Here is a 10,349-nt window from a genome sequence, read left to right as displayed (position 1 = left end):
GTTTTACCGTCTTGACCTTCTGGTTTTGGTTCTTCTGTTTTGCCACCGTTAGGTTCTTCTGTTTTACACGTTCCGAACTTATCTAACGTTTCTTTCAATGTTTCCTGGCTTATATTGCTCCAGTCTGAAACAAAACGAAAGACAACAACGTCTCCAGATTTTAATTTATAACTATCTGCTCCGACTTCTGCAGACTTATCATTTACATCATACAGCCAAGCACTTGTAGCCCCGGCCATTAAACCATCGATGCCTTTTACATATGTTCCAAACGACATCGTTTCAGATTCTACCTTGTCCCCCATGACCTTTTGCAGCAAACTTAAAGCTGTTTCCCCATCTTTAATTTGCTCTTCTTTCGGACATAACATAATGCCTTTTTGTGATTCCCCAATAATTGCAAGTTTTGCTGTATTTCCTTCAGCAAACGTAATATGTACTGTATTCGCAAAAGAAACAAATACAAGTGTCACTGCCATTAACGACGTAAGCAGCCATTTTTTCAACATTGCCATCCCAAAATTTCCTCCCTTACTACCATTTACACAAAAAAAGGCCCTTCAAGGGCGTGCGATTGACACTCTCTTTTTGTAAGTGTCGAACAAAAATGTACAACACCTCCTACCCGCATCATTCGCGGCTATATTTGTATAGGAAAAATAATTTTGTTTATGAACGTATCATTGTGATAACATTCACTTTTCTTGGCACAACTTACTCCCATTTAAGTTATCATAAAACGATAAACCTATACATTCTGTAAATTTTAAATTTCTGTATTATTTTACTATTGACAAAGAATTTTGTCCATGCTTTATCGGATTTATTTTCTAAGAATAATAACTTATTAACTCTTAACTATGTAAACTCTTTTCACTAATAATGACGCCATCTTCATCCGCATAGACATATTCATTTGGATTCCATTCTACTTGTCCAAAGTGCAATGAAATATTTCGTTCTCCTTTTCCTTCTTTCACACTTCTATTTGGCATCGTTCCTAACGCTAAAATACCAATATTAATATTCTTTAGTTCACTAGAATCACGAACATACCCATTCACAATAATTCCTGCTAGCTTTCTTTCTTCCGCAATAGCTGCCAAATTATCACCGAGTAAAGCACAATTCGTAGACGCTCCGCCATCAACAACTAATACTGTTCCTTCTGGTAATGTTTGCAATCCTTCCTTCACTAGTACATTATCATCTTTCACTTTTACAGTTGCAATTTTTCCGTAGAATTGTTCTTTCTTCCCAAAAGACCGAAAAGACTGGCGACATATTTGTAATTCCTTTTCAAATTCATCACATAGATCTGTAGTTTTCCACATCTTGTTCCCTCTTTTCCTTTTTCTTTCTACATAACATATTCTTGGCTTATTATCGTTTCCCTGTCTAATATTGCAATAATTTGTATGTACGGGAAAGGATACAAAAACTATTGCCTTAAGAAGCTACCTTTATTATAATCTATTTCACAGATTAAATTCAGAATATTAAAAATTAACAAAGTGAAGAAGGAGGGATTTTATGCAAATACAAACTGAGGCAAAAAAACAACCTAGTAAACCAAAGTTTAAAATGCCTGATGCGTACGTACTACTATTTTTTATTGCCTTACTTTGCGCCATTGCTACTTATTTCGTTCCTGCTGGAGAATTTAAAAGGGTTACAAACGGGACCGTTACAACGACAATACCAGGTAGCTATCATTCTGTTCCGCAATCACCTGTAGGATTTGTTTCTTTTTTTACCGCTATTGAAAAAGGAATGACACTTGCTGCTCCTATTATCTTTCTAATTTTATTTACAGGTGGAGCCATTGCAATTCTTGAAAAAACAGGTGCTCTTGACGGTTTAATCTATCATGTTATTAACAAATTTCGTAATCAGCAATTACTTTTCATTTGTATAGTTGCTTCGCTTTTTTCTATTCTTGGAACGACTGGTATTATCGTTAACTCAGTTATCGGTTTTATCCCCATCGGCATCATCGTTGCACGCACATTAAAATGGGACGCTATCGTCGGTGTAGCAATTATTTATTTAGGCACTTATGCTGGTTTTAATGCTACTATTTTATCTCCCTCACCTTTAGGCATTTCACAAAAGATCGCAGAACTTCCGATGTTTTCCGGGATTGGTTTACGCACCGCAATCTATATATCTTTTTTACTTGCCACTATCCTTTATATAAATTGGTATGTAAAACGCTTGAAAAAATCAAATAAAGGAAGCATTCTCGGCGACAACTGGTTTCCAAGTAACGCTCTTTCAAACGAAAAAGAAACAGAGAAAAAAGAAGTTCCTTGGACGATACGTCATAAATTAATTTTACTCGTTTCAGCTTTATCATTAATTGCATTTTTAATAGGCGCTTTTCGTCTACATTGGACGGACGCAGAAATGACCGCTACTTTTATTTTCATTGCAATTACAGCAGGAATAATAGGTGGCATGAAAGCAAACGATATCGCATCCACTTTTCTAACTGGCTGCCAAAATCTTATCTACGGTGCTTTAATCGTCGGAATGGCTCGCTGTATTTCAGTCATTTTAGAACAAGGCAAATTACTTGATACAATCGTTAACCAACTCGCACAAGCTCTCGAAGGACAAAGCCCTGTATTTGGTGTTATCGGCATGTATGTGAGTAGTGCCGCATTACATTTCCTCATTTCATCCGGGACAGGAGAATCGGTTATTTTCATTCCGATATTAGCTCCATTAGCTGATTTCATGCACATTACACGCCAAGTTACAGTACAGGCTGTTATGCTTGGGGAAGGTGTAGTAAACTGCTTAAATCCAACTTCCGGTGTTTTAATGGGCGTTCTCGCAGCAAGCGGCATTTCTTACGGCAAATGGATTCGATTCATGGCTCCACTTGCATTCATTTGGTTTATCATTGGACTTGTTTTTCTTATTATTGGGGTGAATATTGAGTGGGGACCGTACTAAAATACCCATATATACTTAACTTGATAAAATATCTATCCTATTCTCCTCTTCAATCCTATAAAAATCATTTATTCTAGTAAACATATAAGAAGGGATTGATCATAATGATCAATCCCTTTTATCAAAATATAATACCTTTAAAAATCTTAGTTCCAAATTTTATTTACCCATTCAGGATGATCAATAAAAGGATTGCGGTTATGTTGATATTTTGTAAAAATCACTTCATTACGCTTTCGCTCTAAATCATCGACCGGGTCTTGTTCATTCCATTTTAATAAAACAGATAGTTTCCCCATGTATGCATCTTTATTGTTATTCACTTTTTCATTTAGTTCTAAATCTATTTCGCCGTTGTCCCCCTCGTAACGAACAGCCATATAAAACAGCATTCTAGCAATATCTCCTTTTACACTATCACGAGGTTCCCAAGAATCACTATCATATTTACATTCTGTCGCTTCAGAATGATTTACACCACCGTTATCAAAATCCAGATTTCCACGTGAACTATTTACAGATACATCCGTCGCTCTTAAATGATGTAGATCTGTTCCAGGTCCTGCAGTCGTTCCAAAGTCACCGTGAGATTTTGCCCAAACATGCTCTCGGTTCCAGTTATTTACTCCTGATCCATTCGTAAGCTTCCCTTGCGAACGACCAGTATATAAGAGTAACACATTATTTTTATTATTTGGATCTTCATCAGTATCTCTTAGTGCTTCCCAAACCGCACTGTATGATAACTTTGTATGATTATCAATAATATTATGCAGTTCCTTCTTTAATTCTAACCCCGTTTTTCCTATTGCGTTATTATAATATGTATCGTCATAACTTTTTACAATAATCTCTTGTGCTGATGCAGGAGCTACTTCACCGTGTATAGTATCTGTGAATGATAGCGATGCAGAACCTAAAATAAAAAATGAAGATAGTGTAATCATAGCAATCTTTGTATTTCGAAACTTCATATACCCATTCCCCTTTAAAATATAATTTGAAGCTATTCACTAAAAAGTGCTTTCTAACCCCCGAAACCTTTTAGAAATCCATACCCCTTTTCTGTTTATTTAATACACGACTCTATCCAGTCTGTATCACTTCTAAACTTTTTGTTTATTCACATTCCAAACAATTTCACTTTTTACATGGAATATCCTTCTCTTATAAAGATTATTAAAATATTCTTTACAATTAAAAAGTAGTTTAATATTAACTTATAAATTTAAGTTTATTTATGCAATAATGCATATTTGATAAATACTTTAAAAAACAGTTTGAATAAAAAGCATTCAAAGAAAACCATGCCACAAAACAGATACAATCTAAGACAGAAATAATAAAAATCAAGATGATAGCTCGACTTTTCCCTTTTCTATAACTGTCTTTATTTTTGTGTAAAACCTTTCTTTCTCTGAATAATACGTACAAAAATAGATTGGATACCATGTAGGCACCAATCTATTTTAATTAAAGAAACTGTGTCAATTCTGAGTTCACAACACGTTGTGCAGTAATGATAACACTGTCAGCTGTTAGTCCATAAACACTATATAGTCCACCAGGTTGATTAGGAACAATTTGAACTTCATATTCAAATGCTTGTCCAAAAGCAGGATGAACTAAACTTAGAGTTGCAAAAGTAGAAGCATTAGAATTCACATTGAAGTTTACCTGTTCAATTAATACTAATGAACCGTCAAGTCTAAAAACTCTAGCTACTCCAGTAAGTGGGCCCGCAGTACGGTTAAGGATCTTTACCCTAACTCTATTTGCATTAGCAGGTTGATTTCCTACGTTTTCAATTGGTCCTGTAGTAAGTGCCATATAACATCACCCCCATTATATTATTATGATATTCAACGGTATATATTGATGTTATAGTTTAATTACCCAATTTATTTTAAATAAAAAAGCTTGTTTCTTATATTTTCTATAAGAAACAAGCTTTTTTTTCAACTACCATTCCTAAGACAAGTTTATCCGTCTCGAAAACATTTACAGTTACTTGACGTTTATGCTGGAGCAGAACTACTACTATTTACTTTGCATTGAATCTATATATTTTTTAACTACTTCATATACATATTCTTGATTTGCGGCTGCTGTATTTGGGTTATATTTCCCGCCGTTTGTTTTATTATTAGATAATACTCGAATCCCTAAAAATGGGACATCATAAGCTTTCGCGATTTGAGCTGCAGCAGCTCCTTCCATTTCTTCTACAGATGTACCGTATTTTGTATGGAACCACTTAATTCTATCTACTTCATTATTCCAAAGGTCTGCTGAGCCTATAGTACCTTCAACCACTTTACCTTTTGTATATTTATCTTTTACCGCATTAGCTGCTGCAAGTAAATCCTTATCTCCTTCGTAGTATCGGATTTTCTCAGCATTTGGATCTTCTCCTGCACTTCCTTCAGAAGCCATTAAGTCCATAGATATCCATTTTGTCGGCTCAATTCCTTGATTCTCATCCATATTTGTTGTTTTTAATGAACCTATATTTGCAACTTGTTTTCCTAATACAATATCAAATACATTTAAATTTGGATCATGTCCACCTGATGTTCCTTGGTTAATAATTGCTGTAGGTTTATATTTTTCAATAGCCACCGCTGTAGCAGCTGCTGTATTCTCCATTCCTTTACCTGTTTTCGCAACGATTACAGGATAATTGTCGACAGTTCCTTTATAAAATACAAAAGTTCCAGACTTTTCTTCTTTCACATTTTTTAGCCTTTTCGCAAACTTTTCTGCTTCTATCGGCATTGGCCCTTGAATTAAGATAGGTTTTTGATTGCTTTTTTCCTCAACTTGTTTCGGACTCGCATTACATCCCACAAGTATCGAGAATGACAATGCAACAGTAGTTACTAGGGCAGCACATTTTTTCAACGTATTCTTCTTCATAAATAATCTCTCCTCTTTCTCTTGTTGTGTTTTCTATACTCGATGCTTTTGGTCCAAACAAAAAAGTTCTAGAAATTGTAGAAGAATCTCTACTTTCTAGAACTACGGTAGTCAAAGTTAATTGAGCAAAAGATAAAACAAATGCCAAATTATAGATCGGTAGCGCTCATTAGCATAGAACGGCCGAATACTTTAACCCGTAGTCCAGTTCTTTCATTGGGAACTAGGTAGAAACGCTCGGACCATATTACCGAGTATATACGAGTGATGTTATTCAAAATTATTATATGGATAATATAACAAACTATTAGTGTGCGCGCAATTAAAACATGAACATTTTTCGTTAAGTTTTTAAAAATGTTCGTTTTTAAAGATAAATCCGATAAAAAAATAACCTTCCCAAATAACTTACATCGTAAAAAAAATATATACTAAACTAGTTTATCCTACAGCAATCGTTAATGAAAATCTTCCTAAAATAAAAAGAAGTCCCATAAAACTAGAACTTCTTTTTATATGTATATTTACTTCGTTACCTCTCCAAACTGCGCTCTCGTCACTTTCGCCAAGTCATCCACTTTCAGCTCAATTTGTATACCAATCTTCCCGCCACTTACGATCATCGTTTCAAGTGATTGGGCGCTTTCATCGATACATGTAGAAAATAACTTCTTCATTCCGACTGGTGAACAACCACCGCGAATGTATCCTGACACTTTCGTAATATCTTTTACAGGAATCATTTCAATCTTCTTTTCACTTACTGCTTTTGCGGCAGCTTTTAAATTTAATTCCTCATCTACTGGGATGATAAACACATGATAATTTTTACTATTCCCTTGAGCGATTAACGTTTTATATACTTCTCTCACTTCTCGTCCAATTTTCTCGGCTACTGATACGCCATCAATTTTCCCATCGTCTGGATCATATGACATCATCGAATATTCGATCTTTTCTTTATCTAATATTCGCATCGCATTTGTTTTATCTTTTTTCATAACGTTCTCCTTAAAAGGTTATTTCATATTATTAAGTTTTATTATACACCATTTTCCATTTCTCCTACATAACTTCACGTATATTTCAAAACTAAAAATATTGATAATTCAAAAATCATCTGATATAATTTGGAAAAACTTACGTTAAGGAGAGATTTGCAATGCGAAATTTTAATACTTCTTTCCAACTTCATCATCATACGTAACGCCGTGTATCCGAAGAAAAATTTTTCTTCGTGGGTACAGGGCTTTTCCTGTTGACCCACGAAGCGTTCATAAAGCTATGTGGGTATTTTTATACCTGCATAGCTTTTTTTAATTAAAAAAAGGAGTGATTACAATGGAAATGAAAAATGTAAAAGGAACGAAAGACTATTTACCAGAGGAGCAAGTGCTGCGAAATAAAATTAAAAGAACTTGCGAAGATACATTTGAACGATACGGATGCAAACCGTTAGAGACACCAATGTTAAATATGTATGAGCTTATGTCTTACAAGTACGGTGGTGGCGATGAAATATTAAAAGAAATATATACACTTCAGGATCAAGGAAAACGTGACCTTGCCTTACGCTATGATTTAACAATTCCATTCGCAAAAGTCGTTGCAATGAATCCGAACATCCGCCTTCCTTTTAAACGGTATGAAATTGGAAAAGTCTTTCGAGATGGACCAATTAAACAAGGAAGATTTCGTGAGTTCATTCAATGTGACGTTGATATAGTTGGTGTAGAATCAGTTATGGCAGAAGCTGAACTTATGAGCATGGCGTTTGAGCTGTTCCGAACATTAAACTTAGAGATAACGATCCAATATAATAACCGAAAACTGTTAAATGGTATTCTTCAGGCCATTAACATCCCTACTGAATTAACAAGTGACGTCATTTTATCATTAGACAAAATCGAAAAGATTGGGATTGATGGTGTACGAAAAGATGTATTAGAGCGCGGAATTTCTAAAGAAATGGCTGATACAATATGTAATACTGTATTATCTTGTCTAAAGCTTTCAATTGATGACTTTAAAGACGCTTTCAATACTCCAATCGTTGCCGATGGAGTAAACGAATTGCAACAATTACAGCAATATTTAATCGCTCTTGGAATAAATGAAAATGCTATATTCAATCCGTTTTTAGCGCGAGGACTTACAATGTACACAGGCACCATATATGAAATCTTTTTAAAAGATGGATCGATTACATCTAGCATCGGTAGCGGCGGTCGATACGATAATATTATTGGGGCATTCCGTGGCGATAATATTAGCTATCCAACAGTCGGTATTTCATTCGGTTTAGACGTTATTTATACAGCACTCTCACAGAAAGAAACGATATCATCTACAGCGGATGTATTTATCATCCCACTCGGGACAGAATTACAATGCTTACAAATTGCCCAGCAATTACGTTCTACCACTTCCTTAAAAGTCGAACTCGAACTAGCAGGACGCAAATTAAAACGTGCTCTTAATTATGCCAATAAAGAGAATATCCCTTACGTGCTTATTATTGGTGAAGAAGAACTTAGTACAGAAACCGTTATGCTGCGGAATATGAAGGAAGGTAGTGAGGTGAAGGTTCCCCTTTCTTCTTTAAGTAGTTATTTATAATACGAACCACCCTCGTTTGGGTGGTTTTTCTATTTTATAGATAAGGAAACAATTAGTTAACATAAAATAATTATATTATACTAAAAACCACAAGTGTTTAATATCCAATCACCTATCTTTTTTGGTAATATATAGATATTAATTATTTTAGGAGGATTTACTTTGAAAACTTACATACAAGCACTAAAGTGGCCTACAGGGATCTATCATCTTTTATTACTTCCTTGCTATTATATATTTCCAAGTCTTGTTAACCTAGATGGGATACCTTTACTACTATTGATTGCTTTACATATCACTACTATTTTATTAGCTAAAAAAGCAGGCATGAATACGTACGCTCATTATATAGGTATTATCGTTACTCTAGTTGCCTTCTTTCCTTATATAGAAATCCTTCTACATATGATAGCAGCCATTTTTCTTTTATTAGATGCTGTTTCTATGAATGCAAAAGAAGTGTATGATTCATAGATGGATAAAATGAAACTTTAATCCATAGAGTTTTGAGATAGGTTGGCAAAAAGGATTTACTTTTTAAGTAAACCTTTTTTTCATTTTTAATTACTTTCCTTACTCAAGACTAATAAAAGAATATTCTGTTTATTTTTTATAAATTTCTAAATATTTATAATACATTCAAATTAACATACATTTTAGTTATGTAAAAAATCTAAGTTTTAAGGAGATGAATCCATGCTGAAAAAGTTGGTAGCAGGTGCATTATTAACTGTTTCGTCGTTAACTGGAGGACTGGGGTCAGTATCAGCTAGTACCGAAAAGGATTATTCGATTAGCTCTTTTGAATATGTAACTGTAGATGAAAAGACTGTAGATTCGTTTAACAAATTGGGTGCTCCATCTAAGGAAGACGTAAAAATAACTGTAGTTCTACCGAAACAAAATCAAAATGGAGACTGGTTATCTTATGGATTTTCGAACAAAGAAAGTTTAGATTCTTTTATTGAAAAAGACAAACAAAGGTTGAATAATACAATCAATCCCCTTGGTGTTGGAGGGAGCGGACCTAATAGTACAGATTTCTATGAACATGCAAATAAAGGTGGCGAGTATTTTTCTCTTAGTAGCGGTTTTAAAAATTTGCCTCCTAATTGGCAAAATAGAATTTCTTCTGTAAGTACAGCATCCCCTACTGCTAGCTATTCGACAACGCTATGGGATCGTACTTCAACTGAAGGATATGGTAAAGGTATCGTCTTCAAACACTCTGATTGGTATGGTAAAACTGTAAACTTGAATGACTTTGCAATTTCAGCAGTTGAAGTTAAAAAGTAAAAAACATAGAAATAAAGTGAAACTTTAATCAGTGGGGGTTTTGTTCATCCCCCACCTAACTTCTTTGCTTCCACTGAATTTTGAGGTGGGGATCTTACTGCCCGTTAATGCGGGATAAAAGGTGTCTTTACGTATGGAAAACACCTTTTATTTCTACAACTCTTAACTATTATTTTTCGTATTCCTACTTTCCAAAACTTTCTCCATATTATGAGTCGCCCATTCCATCATTAATAGAATCATTGGACGTAGTGATTCACCAAGCTCAGTTAACGAATATTCTACTTTAGGTGGAACTTCACGGTATACTTCACGATGGATGATGCCGTCTGCTTCAAGTTCTCTCAGCTGCAGTGTTAACATTCTTTGTGTGATATTAGGTTTTAATCTTTTTAATTCATTAAACCGCTTTGTACCATCTAATAAATGATACAAAATAACCCCTTTCCATTTTCCACCAATAACCTCAACCATAGCTTCAACTGGACAAGAATATTTATTTAAAAATGGGTAATTTATATTATTTTCATTCGAACAATCCATCATAACTC

11 protein-coding genes and 1 riboswitch are annotated in these 10,349 nt (G+C 34.4%); of the genes, 4 read left to right on the top strand and 7 right to left on the bottom strand.

Annotation, left to right across the window (positions count from 1 at the left end):
* Nucleotides 1-515: DUF4430 domain-containing protein (locus tag MR160_RS20540; RefSeq protein ID WP_242297932.1), on the bottom strand; the 515-nt coding region annotated here is incomplete at its 3' end.
* 339 nt (nucleotides 516-854) lie between these two features.
* The gene (gene rraA / locus MR160_RS20535; protein ID WP_000266049.1) at nucleotides 855-1,334 is read right to left on the bottom strand and encodes a ribonuclease E activity regulator RraA; all 480 of its coding nucleotides are present in this window, start codon (nucleotides 1,332-1,334) and stop codon (nucleotides 855-857) included.
* 199 nt (nucleotides 1,335-1,533) lie between these two features.
* On the opposite strand from rraA, the gene MR160_RS20530 reads away from it, so the two are divergent.
* Nucleotides 1,534-2,964, top strand: coding sequence for a YfcC family protein (locus MR160_RS20530; protein WP_001166969.1), 1,431 nt, complete (start codon nucleotides 1,534-1,536; stop codon nucleotides 2,962-2,964).
* 146 nt (nucleotides 2,965-3,110) lie between these two features.
* Here MR160_RS20530 and MR160_RS20525 read toward each other — a convergent pair whose 3' ends face one another.
* The 4 genes from MR160_RS20525 to ybaK all read right to left on the bottom strand — a co-directional run bounded on the left by MR160_RS20525 (nucleotide 3,111) and on the right by ybaK (nucleotide 6,884).
* A complete protein-coding gene (locus MR160_RS20525) occupies nucleotides 3,111-3,938 on the bottom strand; it encodes an endonuclease I family protein (RefSeq protein WP_000672181.1) in 828 nt (275 codons plus the stop codon).
* A 499-nt stretch (nucleotides 3,939-4,437) separates the two neighbouring features.
* Nucleotides 4,438-4,794 (bottom strand): hypothetical protein, encoded by a 357-nt coding sequence (locus tag MR160_RS20520; protein ID WP_001229421.1) that lies wholly within the window; start codon nucleotides 4,792-4,794, stop codon nucleotides 4,438-4,440.
* A gap of 210 nt (nucleotides 4,795-5,004) precedes the next feature.
* Nucleotides 5,005-5,883: a 5'-methylthioadenosine/S-adenosylhomocysteine nucleosidase gene (locus MR160_RS20515; RefSeq protein ID WP_000742458.1), complete on the bottom strand. Its 879-nt coding sequence runs from the start codon at nucleotides 5,881-5,883 to the stop codon at nucleotides 5,005-5,007.
* A gap of 180 nt (nucleotides 5,884-6,063) precedes the next feature.
* Nucleotides 6,064-6,167, bottom strand: a riboswitch (purine riboswitch).
* 240 nt (nucleotides 6,168-6,407) lie between these two features.
* Nucleotides 6,408-6,884 (bottom strand): Cys-tRNA(Pro) deacylase, encoded by a 477-nt coding sequence (gene ybaK, locus MR160_RS20510; protein WP_000710860.1) that lies wholly within the window; start codon nucleotides 6,882-6,884, stop codon nucleotides 6,408-6,410.
* A 340-nt stretch (nucleotides 6,885-7,224) separates the two neighbouring features.
* Here ybaK and MR160_RS20505 point away from each other — a divergent pair, with 340 nt between their 5' ends.
* The 3 genes from MR160_RS20505 (at nucleotide 7,225) to MR160_RS20495 (ending at nucleotide 9,798) form a co-directional block, all read left to right on the top strand.
* Nucleotides 7,225-8,502, top strand: a complete 1,278-nt coding sequence (locus tag MR160_RS20505; RefSeq protein WP_000425332.1) for a histidine--tRNA ligase — start codon at nucleotides 7,225-7,227, stop codon at nucleotides 8,500-8,502.
* Between the two features lie 162 nt (nucleotides 8,503-8,664).
* A complete protein-coding gene (locus MR160_RS20500; RefSeq protein ID WP_000860703.1) occupies nucleotides 8,665-8,976 on the top strand; it encodes a hypothetical protein in 312 nt (103 codons plus the stop codon).
* A 222-nt stretch (nucleotides 8,977-9,198) separates the two neighbouring features.
* The gene (locus MR160_RS20495) at nucleotides 9,199-9,798 is read left to right on the top strand and encodes a hypothetical protein (protein WP_000914419.1); all 600 of its coding nucleotides are present in this window, start codon (nucleotides 9,199-9,201) and stop codon (nucleotides 9,796-9,798) included.
* A 162-nt stretch (nucleotides 9,799-9,960) separates the two neighbouring features.
* Here the strand turns inward: MR160_RS20495 and MR160_RS20490 are convergent, their stop codons facing one another.
* Nucleotides 9,961-10,341: a winged helix-turn-helix transcriptional regulator gene (locus MR160_RS20490; RefSeq protein ID WP_000340656.1), complete on the bottom strand. Its 381-nt coding sequence runs from the start codon at nucleotides 10,339-10,341 to the stop codon at nucleotides 9,961-9,963.
* Between the last annotated feature and the right edge of the window lie 8 nt (nucleotides 10,342-10,349).

This window comes from Bacillus cereus group sp. BfR-BA-01382 (assembly GCF_022663475.1).
GTDB classification, from domain to species: domain Bacteria; phylum Bacillota; class Bacilli; order Bacillales; family Bacillaceae_G; genus Bacillus_A; species Bacillus_A thuringiensis_S.
Note: the sequence above shows the minus strand (reverse complement) of the source record. Positions and strands in the feature narration are given on the sequence as shown.

Coding starts and splice junctions, on each gene's coding strand:
- rraA (WP_000266049.1), bottom strand. CDS start 1,334: ATGTGGAAAACTACAGATCTATGTGATGAATTTGAAAAGGAATTACAA.
- MR160_RS20490 (WP_000340656.1), bottom strand. CDS start 10,341: ATGGATTGTTCGAATGAAAATAATATAAATTACCCATTTTTAAATAAA.
- MR160_RS20505 (WP_000425332.1), top strand. CDS start 7,225: ATGGAAATGAAAAATGTAAAAGGAACGAAAGACTATTTACCAGAGGAG.
- MR160_RS20495 (WP_000914419.1), top strand. CDS start 9,199: ATGCTGAAAAAGTTGGTAGCAGGTGCATTATTAACTGTTTCGTCGTTA.
- MR160_RS20530 (WP_001166969.1), top strand. CDS start 1,534: ATGCAAATACAAACTGAGGCAAAAAAACAACCTAGTAAACCAAAGTTT.
- MR160_RS20520 (WP_001229421.1), bottom strand. CDS start 4,794: ATGGCACTTACTACAGGACCAATTGAAAACGTAGGAAATCAACCTGCT.
- MR160_RS20515 (WP_000742458.1), bottom strand. CDS start 5,883: ATGAAGAAGAATACGTTGAAAAAATGTGCTGCCCTAGTAACTACTGTT.
- ybaK (WP_000710860.1), bottom strand. CDS start 6,884: ATGAAAAAAGATAAAACAAATGCGATGCGAATATTAGATAAAGAAAAG.
- MR160_RS20525 (WP_000672181.1), bottom strand. CDS start 3,938: ATGAAGTTTCGAAATACAAAGATTGCTATGATTACACTATCTTCATTT.